General features: G+C 74.2%; 15 protein-coding genes and 3 pseudogenes. 11 read left to right on the forward strand and 7 right to left on the reverse strand.

Features of this window, described 5'->3' with window-relative positions; genetic code table 11:
* Positions 1 to 17: 17 nt before the first annotated feature.
* On the forward strand, positions 18 to 1,124 hold the full coding sequence (locus JK356_RS03600) for a diguanylate cyclase domain-containing protein (protein ID WP_201866004.1): 1,107 nt from the start codon (positions 18 to 20) through the stop codon (positions 1,122 to 1,124).
* 10 nt (positions 1,125 to 1,134) lie between these two features.
* Here the strand turns inward: JK356_RS03600 and JK356_RS03605 are convergent, their stop codons facing one another.
* Positions 1,135 to 1,473: a hypothetical protein gene (locus JK356_RS03605; RefSeq protein ID WP_201866005.1), complete on the reverse strand. Its 339-nt coding sequence runs from the start codon at positions 1,471 to 1,473 to the stop codon at positions 1,135 to 1,137.
* A gap of 187 nt (positions 1,474 to 1,660) precedes the next feature.
* Between JK356_RS03605 and JK356_RS03610 the strand changes: the two genes are divergently transcribed.
* On the forward strand, positions 1,661 to 2,236 hold the full coding sequence (locus tag JK356_RS03610) for a dihydrofolate reductase family protein (protein WP_201866006.1): 576 nt from the start codon (positions 1,661 to 1,663) through the stop codon (positions 2,234 to 2,236).
* Between the two features lie 14 nt (positions 2,237 to 2,250).
* Here JK356_RS03610 and JK356_RS22505 read toward each other — a convergent pair.
* Positions 2,251 to 3,110, reverse strand: a pseudogene (locus JK356_RS22505) (GNAT family N-acetyltransferase).
* 93 nt (positions 3,111 to 3,203) lie between these two features.
* Between JK356_RS22505 and hutH the strand changes: the two are divergent.
* Positions 3,204 to 4,760: a histidine ammonia-lyase gene (hutH, locus tag JK356_RS03620; protein WP_201866007.1), complete on the forward strand. Its 1,557-nt coding sequence runs from the start codon at positions 3,204 to 3,206 to the stop codon at positions 4,758 to 4,760.
* A 30-nt stretch (positions 4,761 to 4,790) separates the two neighbouring features.
* On the opposite strand, the gene JK356_RS03625 is transcribed toward hutH, so the two are convergent.
* Positions 4,791 to 4,958, reverse strand: coding sequence for a hypothetical protein (locus tag JK356_RS03625; RefSeq protein WP_201866008.1), 168 nt, complete (start codon positions 4,956 to 4,958; stop codon positions 4,791 to 4,793).
* 103 nt (positions 4,959 to 5,061) lie between these two features.
* Between JK356_RS03625 and JK356_RS03630 the strand changes: the two genes are divergently transcribed.
* The 3 genes from JK356_RS03630 to JK356_RS03640 all read left to right on the forward strand — a co-directional run bounded on the left by JK356_RS03630 (position 5,062) and on the right by JK356_RS03640 (position 10,399).
* Positions 5,062 to 5,511 carry a hypothetical protein gene (locus JK356_RS03630; protein WP_236670652.1) on the forward strand — a complete coding sequence of 150 codons (450 nt, stop codon included), beginning with the start codon at positions 5,062 to 5,064 and terminating at the stop codon, positions 5,509 to 5,511.
* A gap of 152 nt (positions 5,512 to 5,663) precedes the next feature.
* The gene (locus tag JK356_RS03635) at positions 5,664 to 6,938 is read left to right on the forward strand and encodes an Ig-like domain-containing protein (protein WP_201866009.1); all 1,275 of its coding nucleotides are present in this window, start codon (positions 5,664 to 5,666) and stop codon (positions 6,936 to 6,938) included.
* A gap of 26 nt (positions 6,939 to 6,964) precedes the next feature.
* Positions 6,965 to 10,399 (forward strand): S8 family serine peptidase, encoded by a 3,435-nt coding sequence (locus tag JK356_RS03640; protein WP_201866010.1) that lies wholly within the window; start codon positions 6,965 to 6,967, stop codon positions 10,397 to 10,399.
* A 17-nt stretch (positions 10,400 to 10,416) separates the two neighbouring features.
* Here JK356_RS03640 and JK356_RS03645 read toward each other — a convergent pair.
* Positions 10,417 to 10,542 (reverse strand): annotated as a pseudogene (locus tag JK356_RS03645) (sugar O-acetyltransferase); the annotation flags it as partial.
* A 59-nt stretch (positions 10,543 to 10,601) separates the two neighbouring features.
* Entirely contained in the window at positions 10,602 to 11,525 is a 924-nt protein-coding gene (locus tag JK356_RS03650; protein ID WP_201866011.1) for a helix-turn-helix domain-containing protein, read from the reverse strand.
* A 107-nt stretch (positions 11,526 to 11,632) separates the two neighbouring features.
* Here JK356_RS03650 and JK356_RS03655 point away from each other — a divergent pair, with 107 nt between their 5' ends.
* The 3 genes from JK356_RS03655 to JK356_RS03665 all read left to right on the forward strand — a co-directional run bounded on the left by JK356_RS03655 (position 11,633) and on the right by JK356_RS03665 (position 14,351).
* The gene (locus JK356_RS03655) at positions 11,633 to 12,685 is read left to right on the forward strand and encodes an NAD(P)-dependent alcohol dehydrogenase (protein WP_307815381.1); all 1,053 of its coding nucleotides are present in this window, start codon (positions 11,633 to 11,635) and stop codon (positions 12,683 to 12,685) included.
* Between the two features lie 237 nt (positions 12,686 to 12,922).
* Positions 12,923 to 13,720 carry an enoyl-CoA hydratase gene (locus tag JK356_RS03660; RefSeq protein WP_201866012.1) on the forward strand — a complete coding sequence of 266 codons (798 nt, stop codon included), beginning with the start codon at positions 12,923 to 12,925 and terminating at the stop codon, positions 13,718 to 13,720.
* An 85-nt stretch (positions 13,721 to 13,805) separates the two neighbouring features.
* A complete protein-coding gene (locus JK356_RS03665) occupies positions 13,806 to 14,351 on the forward strand; it encodes a gamma carbonic anhydrase family protein (RefSeq protein WP_374100602.1) in 546 nt (181 codons plus the stop codon).
* A gap of 35 nt (positions 14,352 to 14,386) precedes the next feature.
* On the opposite strand, the gene JK356_RS03670 is transcribed toward JK356_RS03665, so the two are convergent.
* The gene (locus tag JK356_RS03670; RefSeq protein ID WP_201866130.1) at positions 14,387 to 14,701 is read right to left on the reverse strand and encodes an MTH1187 family thiamine-binding protein; all 315 of its coding nucleotides are present in this window, start codon (positions 14,699 to 14,701) and stop codon (positions 14,387 to 14,389) included.
* A 290-nt stretch (positions 14,702 to 14,991) separates the two neighbouring features.
* Between JK356_RS03670 and JK356_RS03675 the strand changes: the two genes are divergently transcribed.
* A complete protein-coding gene (locus tag JK356_RS03675; protein WP_201866013.1) occupies positions 14,992 to 15,858 on the forward strand; it encodes a sulfotransferase domain-containing protein in 867 nt (288 codons plus the stop codon).
* A gap of 634 nt (positions 15,859 to 16,492) precedes the next feature.
* A pseudogene (locus JK356_RS22510) lies at positions 16,493 to 16,712 on the forward strand (GntR family transcriptional regulator); the annotation flags it as partial.
* A 100-nt stretch (positions 16,713 to 16,812) separates the two neighbouring features.
* Here the strand turns inward: JK356_RS22510 and JK356_RS21625 are convergent.
* Positions 16,813 to 17,415, reverse strand: coding sequence for an aminoglycoside phosphotransferase family protein (locus tag JK356_RS21625; RefSeq protein WP_236670730.1), 603 nt, complete (start codon positions 17,413 to 17,415; stop codon positions 16,813 to 16,815).
* Positions 17,416 to 17,430 lie beyond the last annotated feature (15 nt).

Raw genomic sequence — 17,430 nt, forward strand, 5'->3', positions numbered from 1 at the left:
CGCCGTAGCCTGGCCGCATGGAAGAGGTGAGCCGGCTGCGCGCCGTCGCGGAGCTGACGCACCGGATGGCGGCGGCCGCGCCCGACCTTCCGCGGACGGCGCACGCCGCCGCCTCCGCCTGCCGCCTCGCGCTGGGCGGGTCGTTCGCCGCGGTCTCCGCCTGGGAGCGCGGCCAGGGGCGGCTGCGGGTGCTGGCGAACGACGGCGAGCTGGCGCCGGGGGAGCGGGAACTGCCTGCTGACGAGACCTACTCCGTGGACGACTTCCCGGAGATCGCCCGCTTCCCCTCGGCCCCGGCGTGGGTGGCGACGGCCGCTGGTGAGGGCAGCCCGGCGCGGGTGGCGGCGCTGCGCCGCCGCGGGCGCGGCTGCTGCGTGGTGGCGCCGGTCATCGTGCGCGACCGGGCCTGGGGGGAGCTGTACGTGGCGCGCGGCCCGGGGGCGGAGGTCTTCGGCCGGGAGGAGACGGAGTTCGCGGCGATACTGGCGTCGGTGATCGCCGCCGGGCTGGTGCAGCACGAACGGCTGCTCCAGGCACGGCGGCTGGCGTTCACCGACACGCTGACCGGGCTGGCCAACCGCCGGGCCGTGGATGAGCGCCTGGCGGCGGCCCTGGAGCGGCACGGCAGGGACGGCACGGTCGTCAGCCTGGTGATGTGCGACCTGAACGGGCTCAAGCGGGTCAACGACACCTACGGCCACGCCGCGGGCGACCGGCTGCTGGAGCGTTTCGGCTCGGTGCTGTCGCTGTGCGCGGCGCGGCTGCCGGACGGGCTGGCGGCGCGGCTGGGCGGGGACGAGTTCTGCCTGCTGGCGGCCGGGCCGGAGCCGGACCGGGTGTTCCAGGTGGCCTCGGAGGTGTGCCGCCGGGCGCGGACGCTGGGCATGGGCGAGGGCGTGGCGTGCGGCATCGCCTCCACCGGCGTGGGGCTGGACGGGCCCGCCACGGCGCGGCGGCTGTTCCGGATCGCGGACGCGGCGCAGTACCGGGCCAAGACGTCCGGGGCCCGCGAGCCGGTGCTGGCGGGCCGCGGCGGGCCGGAGGACCCGGTGCTGCGGCTGGCGGACGCCCCGCCCGCCCCGCCCTCCCCGACCGAGCGCCGCCGTTTCCGGCCGGGCCGCTGACGGCCCGTCGTCAGCCGACGGTCCCGCCCTGCCGCCGGATCGCGCGCAGCAGGGCGCCGGAGTCGCGGGCGACGCGGTCGGGGTCGCCCGGGCGCAGCAGCCGCCCGGCGCGGTCGCCCCAGCCGGGGGAGACGGTGAAGCGCGTGCCGTTGACGCGGACGCGCAGGGTCCGGCCGCCGGTGAAGGGGGCCGGCCGGGCGCGCACGCGGCTCAGCGGCGCGCGGGCGATGAGCCGGCGGTCGGATCCGAACAGGGCGAGCCGGCCGTTCTCGATGGCCACCAGCCCGCGCTGGGCCAGGGGCCAGATGCCCCTGCCGATGTGCACGTCCTCGAAGACCTGAGCCGTCATGGGCTGTCACCTCGTTCCGTGCGGGAACGTTCCTGATGCCCGGACCAGCGGCAGCCAAACCTGGCGGTACAGCAGGCATTCCTCCGCAGCCGGGCTGGCGGGCGGCGATGAGTTCCGCGGCCCGCGCTGGTCTGTGCAGGTGACCGCGGCTGAGAGGCAGCCCGAGGACACCTGGAGGAGTCCGCTGATGCCCACGTTGATCAGCACGGCCTTCGTTTCGCTCGACGGCGTCGTCGAGGCCCCGGGCGGCGAGCCCGGCTACCGCAACACCAACTGGACCGAGACCTCGGTCGAGCCGCTGCCTGAGGTGTACGCGCTGAAGGAGCGCGAGCAGGAGGAGTCCGCCGCGATGCTGCTGGGCCGGGTCAGCTACGAGGCGTTCAGCCAGGTCTGGCCGGGCATGACGGAGGAGTTCCCGCGCTACAACGCCATGCCGAAGTACGTCGTCTCCACGACCCTCCGCGAGGAGGAGCTGGTGGACAACTGGGGCGACATCACGATCCTGCGGTCGCTGGACGACGTGGCCGCGCTGAAGGAGACCGACGGCGGCCCGATCACCATCCACGGCAGCGCCACGCTCACCCGGAACCTCTCCGACGCCGGGCTCATCGACCGCTACCACCTGCTGGTCTTCCCGGTGCTGCTGGGCGCGGGCAAGCGGCTGTTCAGCACCACCGACAAAGACGCCCAGCGGCTGCGGCTGCTGGAGGCCGAGTCCTACCCCAACGGCGTGCAGAAGAACGTCTTCGAGGTCATCCGCTGAGGGCGGTGCCGGGCTCAGGTGTCCCGGCGCCGGTCCCGGACCTTCGGCAGGCGCTGGAAGCCGGCCGGCTCGCAGGCGGCGACGGCGCCGACGCTGGCGCTGGGCGTGCACACCAGGGCGCTGGAGCAGTCCAGCTCCCGCAGCGCGGCCGCGGCGGCCAGGCTGACCGCCCTGCCGTAGCCGCGGCCCCGGCGGTCCGGGTGCACGCCCATCGGTGCCAGCAGCCCGGGCCGGCCCGGCCCGGCCGACCACACCGTCACGCCGCCACCGCCCGCGTGTCCCGGCCGCGGCCGTCGTACGCGACCAGGCAGCGGGCGTCGGCGTACGCGGGGCCGGCGGCCATCGCCCGCCAGCGGTCGTCGGTGCACGTGGACGTGCGGAACGCCGCCCGCTGCACGGCGGTCCGGCCCGATCACCTCGACGGGCACGCCCGGGCCCGGTACCGGGTCCGCCAGGGGGGCAGCGCAGCGGGGTGAACGCCTGGTCGGCGCTGCCAGCCCTCCCGCTCCAGCCGGTCCGCCACCGCCGTGCCCGCCGGCGCCTCGACGTACGCCGGCCCGGCACCGAGGACGCCGCGCTCCGGGCTGCTGGCGTCCGCCACGACGTGCCCGGCCAGCTCCTCGTCGTGCCGGGCGTCCGGCGCGACCGTCAGCCGCAGCAGGCCGGGGCCGTCCAGCAGCCCGACGGCGACGACGCGCCCGTCGCGGCGCCAGAGCCGGACCGCCTCGGCCGTTGCCCCGGCGCCGTGCCGCCAGTACCAGCCGAGGTCTTTGGGGTGGAGCTGCATGGGTGCCTGGTCGTGCTGCCGCTGCCGCAGTGCGGCCAGGGCCTCGCCCAGCCCGTCGGCCCCGGGCTGGCGCAACGCGATCGGCATACCACGAGGACACCGCCCGGCGCGGGGCGCCCGCACCCGGTTTTCGCCGCGCCTCCCAGGGCGGCCGCCCGGCGCGGGGCCTATCGTCCTGGCATGGTCACCAGCACTGTGCAGCTTGGCAGCTCGGCGCCGACGGCGGAGGACGTGGTCGCGGTCGCGCGCCGCGGTGCCCGCGTGGCGCTCACCGGCGACGCCCTGGCGGCGATGGCCCGCTCGCGGCGCGCCGTGGCGGCGATGGCCGCCGGTCCGGAGCCGGTGTACGGCGTCAGCACCGGCTTCGGCGCCCTGGCGGTGCGTCACATCCCCCCGGTGCTGCGGGAGGCGCTCCAGCGCAACATCGTCCGCTCGCACGCCGCCGGGCTCGGGCCGCGCGTGGAGCGGGAGGTGGTGCGGGCGCTGATGTTCCTGCGGCTGCGGACGCTGGCCTCCGGCCACACCGGGGTGCGGCCCGAGGTCGCCGAGACCGTGGCCGCCGTGCTGAACGCGCAGATCACGCCCGTCGTGCCTGAGTACGGCTCGCTGGGCTGCTCCGGCGATCTGGCGCCGCTGTCCCACTGCGCGCTCACGCTGCTCGGCGAGGGGGAGGCCGAGGGGCCCGACGGCGCGGTGCGGCCCTCGGCGGAGCTGCTGGCCGCACACGGCATCGCCCCGCTGCGGCTGCGCGAGAAGGAGGGGCTGGCGCTGCTGAACGGCACCGACGGCATGCTCGGCATGCTGGTGCTGGCGTGCGTGGACCTGGCGCGGCTGTGCACGGCCGCCGACATCACCGCCGCGATGACCCTGGAGGCGCTGCTGGGCACGGAACGGGTGCTGGCGCCGGAGCTCCAGGCGCTGCGCCCGCACCCGGGGCAGGCCGACAGCGCCGCCAACATGCTGCGCGTGCTGGCGGACTCGGGCCTCACCGGGCGGCACCTGCACGACGCGCCGCGGGTGCAGGACGCCTACTCGGTGCGCTGCGCGCCGCAGGTCGCCGGGGCGGTCCGCGACACCCTGGCGCACGCCCGGACGGTGGCGGAGCGGGAGCTGGCCGCCGCCGTGGACAACCCGGTGGTGGTGGGCGGGCGCGTGGAGTCCAATGGCAACTTCCACGGCGCGCCGCTGGCGTACGTGCTGGACTTCCTGGCCATCGCCGCCGCCGACCTGGCCTCGATCGCCGAGCGGCGCACGGACCGGCTGCTGGACAAGAACCGCTCGCACGGGCTGCCGCCGTTCCTGGCGGCGGACGCGGGCGTGGACTCGGGGCTGATGATCGCCCAGTACACGCAGGCCGCGCTGGTGAGCGAGCTGAAGCGGCTGGCGGCGCCGGCCTCGGTGGACTCCATCCCGTCCTCGGCGATGCAGGAGGACCACGTCTCGATGGGCTGGTCGGCGGCGCGGAAGCTGCGGCGGGCGGTGGACGCGCTGACGGGGGTGCTCGCGATCGAGCTGTGTGCGGCGGCGCGGGCGCTGGCGCTGCGCGAGGACGCCGCGGCGCGCGGGGCGCGGCCGGGCCCGGCGTCGCGGGCCGCGGTGGCGGCGGCGCGGGAGGCGGGGGTCGGCGGGCCGGGGGAGGACCGTTTCCTCGCGCCGGACCTGGCGGCGGCGCAGAAGTTCGTGGCGAACGGCGGCCTGGTGGCGGCGGTGGAGGGGGTGACCGGCCCGCTGGCGTGAGGCGCTGCCGGTCCGGGGCGGTGCCGGGGGTTACTCGTCCTGCGTGGCGACCGGTGCGATGCCGGTGGCGGGCTCGGCGTCGCCGTCCGCGTAAGCGGAGGGGAGCAGCCACCCGGCCGCCAGGACGGCGGCGGCGACGAGGCCGGAGACGAGGAGACGGCGGCTGGACTGGAGCTGCTGGGGGTGCGGGGCGTCCACGGGGCCTCCGGTCTTGCTGGTGGTCGGGGGCTTAGTGGACGATGCTAGGGCCGCAGCGGGTCGTGTGGAAGAGGGGGCGGCGGAGGGATTTACCCTCGCGATCATGAGCGACATCAGCGACTGGGGAGAAGAGGCCGCTCCGGCCGGCGGGCACCATGTGCGGGTCCGCGTCGAGATGGTGCTGGAGGTCGCCGATCCCGACGAGGTGATCCGTGCCGCGTGGGCCCGGATCGAGGAGGACCAGCAGACGCCCGCTGAGGAGCGGGCGCGGGCGGCCCGGGCGGTCTCACAGGACACGGCCGAGGCGGTGGCGTACCTGATCGACCCGGTCGACCTGGTCGGTGACGTGCCGGGCGTGGAGCTGGCGCAGGCGTCGTGGAGCAGTGAGCGCACGGAGTACCACCCCGAGGACGCCTGGGAGATGGACGACGACAGCGACGACTTCGAGGTGGACTTCGGCGACGCCAGCGAACCGGATGAAGGGGGCAAAAGGAATGAAGAGGGCGGGGGAGGCAAAAACGGCTACGGTGGCGAAGACTGGCGAGGCGCATGATATGGGCTTATGCGGCACTGATTGCCCTTTAACTCCCCCAGGTCGCCTGCTGCTCCGAACGTGTGATCTAGCCCTGAGTTTCACCTAGAGTGGAACCAGCCATTGGCGTGCGACGTTCTCCCCGTGTGTCTTCGCGGGGGACACGGCAGTGGATGGAGAAGCGAGAACTGATGACAGCATTGCGGCGCGGGAGCAGGGGCCTGACGGTAGTGGCGGCGCTGCTGAGTGGGGTACTGACGCTGACCGCCTGTTCCGGCGGTGACGACAACGACGACGGAGCCAACCCCGGCGCCTCCCAGGAGGAAGCCGACGACGCGGCGGCGAACGCCGACACCTCGGCGGCGGAGATCAGCATCACGCCCGAGGACGCCGCGGAGAACGTCGGGATCAACAGCGACGTCCAGGTCAGCGTCGAGAACGGCACGCTGGACGAGGTGACCATGACGGCCACCGAGTCGGGCACCGAGGTCTCCGGTACCTTCTCCGAGGACGAGACCAGCTGGACGCCCGACGTCCAGCTGGAGCGCGCGACCCGCTACCAGCTCACCGTCCAGGCCAGTGACAGCGAGGGCCGCGCGGCTCACGAGAGCGTGACCTTCACGACGGTCTCGCCCGAGGACAGCTTCATCGGTTACTTCACGCCCGAGGACGGCTCCACGGTCGGGGTCGGCATGCCGATCTCCCTGAACTTCGACAAGCCGATCACCAACCGGGCCGAGGTCGAGGAGGCGGTGGAGATCACCGCGAGCAGCGGCCAGGAGGTCGTCGGCCACTGGTTCAGCGACACCCGCCTGGACTTCCGTCCCCAGCAGTACTGGGAGGCCAACACGGAGGTCAGCGTCGAGCTGAACTGGGACGGCCTGGAGGGCTCCCCCGGCGTCTACGGCGTGCAGGACCGCTCGTTCAGCTTCACGGTGGGCCGCTCGCAGATCAGCACGGTGGACGTCGAGACGCACCAGATGGAGGTCGTGCGCGACGGCGAGACGCTGCGGACCCTGCCGATCACCGCTGGCAGCCCGGAGACGCCGACGTACAACGGCCAGATGGTGATCTCCGAGAAGCACAAGGAAACCCGGATGAACGGGGCCACCGTCGGCTTCACGGACGACGACGGCGAGGGCGAGTACGACATACCGGACGTGCCGCACGCGATGCGGCTGTCCACCTCGGGCACGTTCGTCCACGGCAACTACTGGGGCGGCGACGTCTTCGGCAACGCCAACACCAGCCACGGCTGCATAGGTCTGGCCGACGTCCAGGGCGCGGACGACCCGGACACCGACGGCGCCTGGTTCTACGAGAACTCGCTGCTCGGCGACGTCATCATCGTCGTCAACTCCCCGGACGAGGTGATGCAGCCCGACAATGGCCTCAACGGCTGGAACATGAACTGGAGTGACTGGGTGGCGGGCAGCGCGCTGTCCTGACTCCGCGACCACGTAAACGGAGACCGGTGCGCACCGCATCCGCAATTCCGGCGCCACGGCGCACGACGCTCGCCGGCGCGGCGATCGTCGTGAGCACGATCATCGCGGTCGTCGCCGGGGCCGCCGTCACCTCGCCCACGGGGGCCACCGAGCCCGCCGAGCCGGTGGCGGCGGTCCACAGCGGCCCGCAGCGTGTCATGCTGCTCACCGGCGACCAGGTCCTGCTCGACGGCGATGGCCGCGTCGCCGGGCTGCTCCCCGCCCCGGGGCGCGAAGACATTCCGGCGCAGATCCACACCGTAGACGACCGGGTGTACGTCGTGCCGCAGGACGCCCTGGGCCTCATCGAGCGCGGCGACCTCGACCCGCGCCTGTTCGACGTCACCGAGCTGGGCCGGGCCGAGTACGACCGGCTGGCGGGCCACGGCGCGCTGCCCGTGATCGTCAGCTATGACGGCGCCGGCGCGCGTGACGAGACCGGCGAACACGCCGCTGAAGACGCCGGGGAGTCCGGGCCGGACAGCGTCCTGCCCGGGGACGTGCCGGTGCGGGCCCGGCTGGAGAGCATCAACGCCGAGGCGCTGACCGTGGACAGCTCCTCGGCCCCCGCTGTCTGGGAGGCGCTGACGACCGAGACGGACGCCGGCGGGCGGTCGCTGGCGCCCGGCGTCTCCTCCGTCCTGCTGGACGGCATCAAGCACGCCAGCGGCCTGCCCGCCGCCGCACCGCACACCGTGCCGCACGCCGTGCCGGCGAGCGGCATCCCGCCCTCCTGGGACCCGCGCCACGACGGCGCCGGGGTGACCATCGCCGTCCTCGACACCGGCATCGACACCGGCCACCCCGACCTGGCGGGCGGCAAGGTCGCCGCCGAGCGGAACTTCACCAGCTCGCCCGGCAGCCACGACCGCAACGGCCACGGCACCCACGTCGCGTCCGTCGCCGCCGGCACCGGCGAGATGTCCGACGGCGCCTACGCCGGCGTGGCCCCCGGCGCGACCCTGCTCAACGGCAAGGTGCTCGGCGACGACGGCTACGGCCTGGACTCGGCGGTCATCCAGGGCATGGAGTGGGCCGTCGCCGAGGACGCCCAGGTCGTCAACATGAGCCTCAGCGGCGGCGACGCCGCGGCCAGTCTCAGCCCCTGGCACCTCCCCGGCGGCAGCCCGCCCAGCGACGCCGTCGAGCGCGCCATCGACCGCCTGTCCGCCGCCAGCGACACCCTGTTCGTCACCAGCGCCGGCAATGGCGGCCCCGGCCCCGGCACGCTCGGCTCGCCCGGCGGCGCCGACGCCGCGCTGACCGTCGGCGCCGTCACCGACATCGACGAGCCCGCGGAATTTTCCGCGAGCGGCCCCCGCGCCGCCGACGGCGCGGTCAAGCCCGACCTGACCGCCCCCGGCGTGGACATCACCGCCGCCGCTGCCACCGGCAGCACCCTCGCCGAACGGGGCGAGCCGGTCGACGACGGCTACGTGGCGCTGTCCGGCACCTCGACGGCCACCCCGCACGTGGCCGGTGCCGCCGCCCTGGTCGCTCAGGAGCACCCCGGCTGGGACGGCGAGCGCATCAAGCAGGCGCTGGTCTCCTCCGCCACCAGCCTCGTCGGCGAGGACTCAGCCTTCCAGCAGGGCGCCGGCCGCGTCGGCGTCGGCGAGGCCATCGGCCAGACCGTCCTCGCCGAGACACCGTCCCTCACCTTCGGCACCGCCGCCTGGCCCCACCGCGACGACGAGCCCGTCACGCGCGAACTGACCTACCGCAACCTCGGCACCGAGGACGTCACGCTCGAGCTGCGGGCCGAGGGCCACGACCCGGCGGGCGAGCCCGAGCAGCGCGGCGTGTTCTCCCTCAGCGCCGAGACGCTGACCGTCCCGGCCGGGGAGACCGCCAGCGTGACGGTCACGGCCGACGCCTCCCGCGGCAGCCGGTCCGGCGCCTACAGCCTCCACGTCACCGCCGTCGCCGACAACGGCCAGACCGTGCGGACCACCGGCGCCCTGACGCGCGAGCCCGAGCGCCACGACCTGACCGTCGAGATCACCGGCGCCGACGGCCGCCCGGCCACCGGCTGGTCCGCCACGGCCTACCACTTCGCCACCGGCGAGGTCTTCCCGCTCAGCCCCGGGGACGACGGCGCCGCCACCGTGCGGATGCCGCCCGGCCAGGCCGTGGTGTTCGCCCAGGCGCCCGGCGGCGAGGGCGCGACCGTGCTGTCCACCCGGGGCCTGGACCTCACCGAGAACACCGCCCTGTCCTTCGATGTCCGCGAGGCGGAGGAGACCGAGCTGACGCTCGCCTCACCCCAGGACGCCACGCCCACCACCCTCAGCGTCACCCAGGAGGCCGGCGGCGGCGCCTACCGCTTCGGCTGGCTCACGCAGCGCCCCGGCGACACCCCCGTGCGCACCCAGCACACCGGCGGCGACCTGCCCGCGGACCGGTTCCGCACCGCCGTCGGCGCCAGCTGGCGCACCGGCGGCGAGCGGCCCGCCCTGTACCACGCCTCCTACCCGCACGAGGGCGCGCTGCCGACCGGCTTCCACCACCGGGCACGCCCCGGCGAGTTCGCGGAGATCACTCTCGAGCAGGGCAGCCCCAAGCCCGGCGCCACGGGCCGGCTGAGCTTCGTCGCGGCCGGCGGCCACCCCGCCCTCGGCCCCGCCCGCGAGCTGCCCGCCACCGGTACCGTGCACGTGACCGGCGGCCGCTGGTCGTACGGCCTGTACGTCACCGGGCCGCACGGCGGCGACGAGGCGGCCTTCGACGGTGCCGCTGACGGCTACGAGGCCGGCCGCACGTACGAACGGACCGTCAACACCGGTGTGTTCGGCCCTGCGGCGCCGGCCAGCGGCTACGCCCTCTACCGCGAGGGCGACGAGCTGACCGGTGTCCTGGACCTGCTCGCCGACGGCCAGCGCCACCACGGCGGCCCCCTCCGCACCGGCGGTGCGACCCGGCTGACCAGCGACGGCGAGACGCTGGCGACCGTACGCCAGCCGCTCCAGGCCGGCGCCTCCTTCGGCGGCCTCCCCGAGGAGGAGACGGCCTACGAGCTGAGCACCACGGTCCGGCAGGCGGGCTCCGCGCCCGTCTCCCGCGAGATCTCCCTCGACATCCACTTCACCTCCGCCCGGCCCGAGGACGGCGAGCGGGAGCCCGTCCCGTTCACCCTGGCCCGCTTCACCCCGCGGCTGGGCCCGGACAGCACCGCACCGGCCGGGGAACGCACCGAGATCCCGGTGTCCGTCGAGGGGCCGGCCTCCCCGGACCTGGCCTCCCTCACCGTCGAGGTGTCCTTCGACGGCGGCGAGACGTGGCGCGAGGTCCCGGTGCGGGACGGCGCGGTGACCGTGCGGAACCCGGAGGCGGGCGGCAGCGTGTCGCTGCGCGCCGAGATGACCACCGAGGACGGCACGGTCACGACCCAGACCATCATCGCCGCCTACCGGACCGCGTAGCCGCGCCCGCCGTCAGCTCACAGCTTCCTGACGACCCGGGCCGGGTTGCCGACGGCCACCACGTCCGGCGGCACGTCCTTGGTGACGACGGCCCCCGCGCCGGTCCCGCTGTTCTCGCCGATGGTGACGCCGGGCAGCACGATGGCGCAGGTCACCGGCGAGCATCCGTTCCCGGTGGGTCCGCGGGTCGCCCGCGAAGTAGTCAGGCATGCGGATGACCGCACCCGGCGCCCGTTCCGGCCGCGCGGGTTCCGGAGCCGGCACTGGCGCCGGCGCCGGCGGTGCGCTCCGCGCTCCAGGAGGCGAGCAGCCGCAGCCCGTCCTCGGAAGGCGAGCCGGGGTCGGCGTGCATCATGACCAGCGACTGCCCCGGGTCGTCCGGCAGCGTCAGCGTCTCGTAGCGCAACGTGAGCCGTCCCGCCACCGGGTGTTGCAGCGTCATGGCGCCGTGGTACTGCTCCCGGATGTCGTGCCGCTCCCACAGCTCGCGGAACTCCGCGGACCGCGACCGCAGTTCGTCCACGAGTTCGCACAGCCGCGCATCGCAGGGGTAGCGGGCGGTCTCCTGCCGCAGCGCCGCGACCACGTACGCGGCCTTCGCGGGCCATTCCTCGTACAGGGAGCGGTGGTCCGCGTCGAGGAACGCCAGCCAGGCGGTGTTCCGTTCGGCCGGCGGCAGGGACGGGAAGTCGGCCAGCAGGGCCCGGGCCAGCCCGTTCCACGCCAGCACGTCCAGGGCCGGGCCCAGCACGTAGGCGGGCACCTGGTCGAACCGCTCCAGCAGCAGCCGCAGTCCGGGCCGCACCGGCCTGCCGCCGCCACGCGCCCGCAGCCGCGGCGAGGGCACCGGGCCGACGAGCCGGGTGAGGTGCTCCCGTTCGGCGTCGCTCAGCCGCAGCGCCGCCGCCAGGGCGTCGAGGATCCCCGGTGAGACGTTGTGGCTGTAGCCCTGTTCGAGCCGCGTGTAGTAGCCAACGCTGACGCCGGCCAGCTGGGCCAGCTCCTCGCGGCGCAGGCCCGGCACGCGCCGCCGCCCGTGACGGGGCAGGCCGACATCCTCCGGGCGCACCCGCGCCCGCCGGGACCGCAGGAACTGCCGCAACTCCGTCCGCCGGTCGATACCCATGCCGCCAGTATGGGCCGCGTGCCTGCTAACGGCGTTGGCAGGCACCGGATGCATACCAACGCCCCAGGGCTGGGCATCGTCCCGGCGCCGGCGCAGCATAAGGAGTCATGACCGACTCGATGACCGTTCCCGCTTATGCCGCCCCCGCCGCCAAGGCGCCGCTGGAGCCCACCACCATCCCGCGCCGGGCGCTCGGCGAGCATGACGTGCTGATCGACATCGCCTACGCGGGCATCTGCCACTCCGACATCCACCAGGCCCGGGGCGAGTGGGGAGGCGGCATCTTCCCGATGGTGCCCGGCCACGAGATCGCGGGCGTGGTGGCCGAGGTGGGACCCGGGGTCACACGGCACGCGGTGGGCGACCGGGTGGGTGTCGGCTGCATGGTCGACTCCTGCCGCACCTGCGGGCCCTGCCGCGCCGGGCAGGAGCAGTACTGCGAGCGCGGCAACGTCCCGACGTACAACGGGCGCGACGCCGACGGCAATCCGACCTACGGCGGGTACAGCACGCGCATCGTCGTGGACGAGAACTTCGTGGTGTCCATCCCTGAGGGCATCGCTCTGGACGCTGCCGCGCCGCTGCTGTGCGCGGGCATCACGCTGTACTCGCCGCTGGCGCACTGGCAGGCGGGCCCCGGCAAGCGGGTGGCCGTCGTCGGCATGGGGGGTCTGGGCCACATGGGCGTGAAGCTGGCGCACGCCATGGGCGCCGAGGTCACGGTGCTTAGCCAGACCCGCCGCAAGGAGGAGGACGCGCGGCGGCTGGGCGCCGACCACTTCCACGCCACCAGCGAGCCCGGCACGCTGGAGCGGCTCGCGGGCTCGTTCGACCTCATCCTCAACACCGTGTCCGCCGACCTGGACATGGGCGCCTACCTGAACACGCTCGCCCTGGACGGCACGATGGTGCAGGTCGGCGCGCCGGAGCGGCCGGCGACCGTGCCGCTGTTCGCCCTGCTCGGCCGGCGCAGGTCCCTGGCCGGGACGATGATCGGCGGCATCGCCGAGACGCAGCAGATGCTCGACTTCTGCGCCGAGCACAACCTCGGCGCCGAGATCGAGACGATACCGGCCGAGAAGATCAACGAGGCGTACGAGCGCGTCGTGGCGGGAGACGTGCGCTACCGCTTCGTCATCGACGCCTCGACGTTCGCGTAAGCGGCGCTTCCGGGCGCCCGGACGACGCGACGGGGCGTCCGGTGCCGGGCCCTGGACGGGGGCCGGTGCCGGCCCCCGTCACCCCGGGGCCCGCCCCGCTGGCGGCACCCCGCGGCCGCTGGTCACCCGCCCTGCGCGCCCGGCAGGCCGCCTGCCGGGAGGACACCGTGGCCGGCCGCGGTGAGTCCCCGGGGAACGAGTCCCCGGGACACGAGTCTCCGGAAAGGAGCCCAGCTGATGGCCGCCATCCGCGTCGAGCACACCGGCGAGCAAAGCGAGATCACCCGCCTGACGATCTCCCACCCTGACCACCGCAACGCCCTGACCTGGGAGATGTACGAGCAGCTCTACGCCGCCTGCGAGGAGGCCGACGCCCGCGGCGCCCGCGTCGTCGTGCTGCGCGGCGACCCGGCCGCCGGGGGCGCGTTCGCCGCGGGCACCGACATCCGCCACTTCGCCGCCTTCGCCGACGGGAAGGCGGACGGCGAGGAAGGGCTGGCCTGCGAGCGGCGGATGAGCCGCGTGCTCAACCGTGTGCTGGCGCTGCGCGCGCCGCTCGTCGGCGTCGTGGAGGGGCCGGCCGTCGGCGGCGGGCTGGCGCTGGCCGCCGCCTGCGACCTGCTGCTGGCCACGCCCGCCGCCCGGTTCGGCGTGCCGATCGCGCGCACCCTCGGCAACTGCCTGCCCGCGTCTGTCATCGCCCGGCTCAAGGACCGCCTCGGCGGCGCCCGCGCCATGGCGCTGCTGCTGACCGGTGAGCTGCTCAGCGCCGAGGCCGCCCGGGACGCCGGGTTCGTGTACCGGCTGGTCAGTCCCGGCGGCCTGGAGGACGAACTGGCCGCGCTCACCGAGCGGCTGCGCGGCTGCGCGCCGCTGACGCTGGCCGCGCTGAAGGAAACCGACCGCCGCCTGACCGCGGCCGCCGCCGCGACCGACACCGACGACCTGCTGCGGGCCTGCTATGGCAGCGCTGACTTCCGCGAGGGCGTCCGCGCCTTCCTCGACCACCGCGCGCCCCGCTGGCAGGGACGCTGACATGCCCCGGATGAGCGACGCCCCTCACGACGTGCCCGTCGCCGACGCGCCTGGAACGACGACCGGAAAGGGAAGCCCGATGACCATGCCCGCCCCGCTGCTGCTCGCGCTCGGCGGCCAGCGCCCCCGCCTGGACGGCGACGCCTGGGCCGCACCCGGCGTCACCCTCGCCGGTGCGGTGCGCCTGGCGCCCGGCGCGAGCGTCTGGTACGGCTCCGTGGTGCGCGCCGAAGCGGAGCCGGTCACCCTCGGCGAGGACAGCAACGTGCAGGACGGGTGCGTCGTGCACACCGATCCCGGCTTCCCCGTCGTCCTCGGCGCCCGGGTCTCGGTCGGCCACCGCGCCGTGCTGCACGGCTGCCACGTCGAGGACGACGCGCTCGTCGGCATGGGCGCGGTGCTGCTCAACGGCTGCCGCGTCGGCCGGGGGTCGCTGATCGCGGCGGGCGCAGTGCTGCGCGAGGGCACCGAGGTGCCGCCCGGCTCGCTCGTGGCCGGTGTCCCCGGCACGGTGCGCCGCCCGGTCACTGCCGAGGAAACGGCGCGTATCCAGGCGGGCGCCGCCCACTACCGGGAACTCGCCCGCGTGCACGCCGAGGCGGGTTCGCGTCAGCGGCCGGCGGGACAGTGAGGCCCCGGGAACCGGTCTGCCGTCAACAGCCGCTGTCAGGAGCCGTTGTCGGGAGCGTCCTCGGCGAGGAGCCGCTCGATGGTCTCGACCTTGGTGGTCATGCCGTTGGTGACGCCCTCGTTGATGTCGGCCTTGAGCACCAGGCTGACCCGGCCGGTGCCCGCGCCCGCCGCCTCGGCGGCCCGCCTGACGACGTCCATCACCTCGTCCCACTCGCCCTCGATGGTGGTGAACATCGAGTCGGTGCGGTGGGGCAGCCCGCTGTCGCGCACCACCCGGACCGCGTCGGCCACCTGCCTGCCCACATGCCGTCCCGCCCCGATGGGCGTGACGGAGAACGCGACGATCACGGGCTCCGCCTCCTTAGCCTCTCTCACCGGTCAGCACCGTATGCGATCTTCATCTGATTGTCGTACGAGTGGCGTGGGGCGGTGTGAACGCCATGCGGACGTGCGGTCGCCATTCCTGCGCGATGCCTCCGCTTCCTCCGCTGCCACCGTTGATATGGCGTCATACTGCCGCAGCAAAGGTGTGGTAGCGCGCTCGCGTGGGCACGGAACGGAGCGGCGCGTGTCCCGAGTGGCACGCCCGCCCCTGCCAGGGGCAGAGCCCGTGCCGGTACCGAGACGAAGGAGCCGTGATGACCACGCCGACGCGCCGCTTATACCAGAACCCCATCTTCGACAGCGCGCGCTGGGACTCCTACCGCGCCCGCCCCGACGACATCCTGATCGCCACGCCGCCCAAGTGCGGCACGACCTGGATGCAGCGGATCGTCTCCTGCCTGGTCTTCGGGTCGTCCCGGCTGCCGGACGATCTCGACAGCCTTTCGCCCTGGTTCGACTATCTGCTGCGCGACGCCGACCTGGACGCCCTGCTCGCCCGGCTCGAGGCGCAGCGGCACCGCCGGTTCGTGAAGACCCACCTGCCGGCCGACGGCCTGCCCGAGCTGCCGGAGACCGTCCGGTACGTGTTCGTCGCCCGCGACCTGCGGGACGCCGTGCTGTCGTTCCACAACCAGATGTGGCACAGCCGTGAGGCGTTCCCCGGTATCCCCGGGGACCCGCGGGAGTTCTGGCGGCTGGTGTTCAGCGGCGGCACCATCGCCGGCGACTTCGTCATCCGCGACATGTTCACCGGCCCGCTGGCCACGTGGTGGCAGCGGCGGAACGACCCCCGGGTGCTGATGGTCCACTACCAGGACATGCTCGACGACCTCGAGGGCCAGATGCGCCGGGTCGCCGGCCACCTGGGCATCACCATCCCCGAGGAGACCTGGCCGGAGCTGGTCAACGCCTGCCGCTTCGAGACGATGCGCGCCGACAGCGCCCGCCTGGTGCCGCCGGTGCCCGCCGAGGACGGCGAGCAGTGGTTCTTCCACCGGGGCACCAGCGGCCAGTGGCGCGGCACGGTTACCGCCGAGGACCTCGCGCTGTACGAGGAGACGGTGTCCGCGCTGCCCAGCGGCCTGCGCACCTGGGTGGAGAGCGGCGGGCAGGCCGGCTGACGTCCCGCCCCGGCGCGGGCAGGGCCGGCCGCGACGGCGCGCCGCCCCGTGCCCCCGCCGCCGCAACGCCGCCACAACGTTTCCCCAACATCGTCCGGCCAGTCTTGGACGCACGGGGGATAAGCCCGTGGCGGCAGGCCCTGTGGCCGCTATGGGGCGGACGGGTGCTCTGAGGCTGCCCCCCGGTCTCAGAGCACCCCGCGTTCGAGGGGGGCGCACCGGCCAGCGAGCTACGGGGGACCTCACCGGAAGGAGCGGCTGCCCGGCAGCCTGCCCACCGCGGACCAGCCACGTGCGCCATGCGGCCCGCAGTCCGGTGACGCGTACATCCCGCCTTCGGGGATGCCGCATCCGCGGGCTCCTTACTGGCCGGTACGCGCAGGATCGCCCGCTCAGCCGGAGCCGGTCCGTGTCACTGAGGAAACCGCTCAGGAAACCCTGGCCGCTCAGCTGCGGCGTGGCGTCGATAACTATTCCGGTCAGGATGTTGTACCGCCCGCTTTGCAGGTCGCAGGCGGCCCCCCGCCAGCGAGGCGCCGCAGGCCGCCATGACGTTGCGCCCGACCGCGGGCGTCACCGCCGCTGCGTCCCGTAGCCCAGTACGCGGCCACGGCCGCGCTGGCGACGGCCAGAGATCCAGCGCCCCGGAGCGCTTTACCGCCAAGTCGCCGCCGCCATCCGCCGCTCCATCGCCAGTGGCGAGTACGAGCCCGGCAGCCTTCTCCCCTCGGAGGCTCAGCTCATCGCGCGGTACCAGGTCTCTCGGCCGACCGTACGCAACGCCATCTCTGCTCTCCGGGCTGAAGGACTCATCGAGGTCAGCCACGGCAAAGGCAGCTTTGTCCGTAGCGCACCCACCGCGCTTGCCACCGTCGACCGCACGGTCACGCGTTCCCCCGAGGGCACATTTCACATCGGCCACAAGGAGTGGAAACTGCACGAGCCTCTGGCAGTTCACCGCATCCACACCACCGCCGAGACCGGCCGCTTGCTCGGACTGGCGACGCGCCCCGCACGGTCGACTATGAGGTTACCGGTGTGCGCGTCCCCGTGGAGGGGGCCGACGGGCGACTCGAAGCGCAGTTCACTGAGTAAACCTTCAAGTTCCCGCCCACGCTGTCGAAGGAACGCCAAATCATCCTCCGGCACTCCGATCGCCCGCTCTATCCGGACGGCCGTCCGCCCGAACACAGGCAGCCGCTCCAGCCCTAGCTCATCGGGCACCGCCAGCGCGTGCAGGTCCCGCAGCACCGCGCTCAGCTCCCCGTACGTCGCGTCGCGATCGCCTTCGTTGATCCGGTACCAGAACGTTACCGGGTGGCCGTCCACCACCAGCGGTTGTTCCACGTCATCCAGCACCCGAGCGGCCGGAAAACCCACCCTCTCCAGCCAGCGCGAGACAAGGACCTCCCTGCGCACCGCCGGGAGGTAGTCCGCGGATCGAGCGATGCGAACGATCACACCGGGTGTGTCCAGTCGATACAGCGCGTTCTCTCCGAGCCGGATCAGATGTGCTTCGTCACCATTCAGTCCGACCGCCCGGCACGCCGCCACCATCACCCCCGCAGCCCT

Source organism: Streptomyces sp. 7-21 (genome assembly GCF_016741785.1).
Lineage (GTDB): Bacteria > Actinomycetota > Actinomycetes > Streptomycetales > Streptomycetaceae > Streptomyces.

What these genes read in the sequence shown, in the direction of transcription:
- JK356_RS03630 (WP_236670652.1), top strand. Translation starts at nt 5,062, where the DNA reads ATGAGCGACATCAGCGACTGGGGAGAAGAGGCCGCTCCGGCCGGCGGG.
- JK356_RS03655 (WP_307815381.1), top strand. Translation starts at nt 11,633, where the DNA reads ATGACCGACTCGATGACCGTTCCCGCTTATGCCGCCCCCGCCGCCAAG.
- JK356_RS03610 (WP_201866006.1), top strand. Translation starts at nt 1,661, where the DNA reads ATGCCCACGTTGATCAGCACGGCCTTCGTTTCGCTCGACGGCGTCGTC.
- JK356_RS03665 (WP_374100602.1), top strand. Translation starts at nt 13,806, where the DNA reads ATGCCCGCCCCGCTGCTGCTCGCGCTCGGCGGCCAGCGCCCCCGCCTG.
- JK356_RS21625 (WP_236670730.1), bottom strand. Translation starts at nt 17,415, where the DNA reads ATGGTGGCGGCGTGCCGGGCGGTCGGACTGAATGGTGACGAAGCACAT.
- JK356_RS03650 (WP_201866011.1), bottom strand. Translation starts at nt 11,525, where the DNA reads ATGGGTATCGACCGGCGGACGGAGTTGCGGCAGTTCCTGCGGTCCCGG.
- JK356_RS03635 (WP_201866009.1), top strand. Translation starts at nt 5,664, where the DNA reads ATGGAGAAGCGAGAACTGATGACAGCATTGCGGCGCGGGAGCAGGGGC.
- JK356_RS03605 (WP_201866005.1), bottom strand. Translation starts at nt 1,473, where the DNA reads ATGACGGCTCAGGTCTTCGAGGACGTGCACATCGGCAGGGGCATCTGG.
- JK356_RS03660 (WP_201866012.1), top strand. Translation starts at nt 12,923, where the DNA reads ATGGCCGCCATCCGCGTCGAGCACACCGGCGAGCAAAGCGAGATCACC.
- hutH (WP_201866007.1), top strand. Translation starts at nt 3,204, where the DNA reads ATGGTCACCAGCACTGTGCAGCTTGGCAGCTCGGCGCCGACGGCGGAG.
- JK356_RS03675 (WP_201866013.1), top strand. Translation starts at nt 14,992, where the DNA reads ATGACCACGCCGACGCGCCGCTTATACCAGAACCCCATCTTCGACAGC.
- JK356_RS03600 (WP_201866004.1), top strand. Translation starts at nt 18, where the DNA reads ATGGAAGAGGTGAGCCGGCTGCGCGCCGTCGCGGAGCTGACGCACCGG.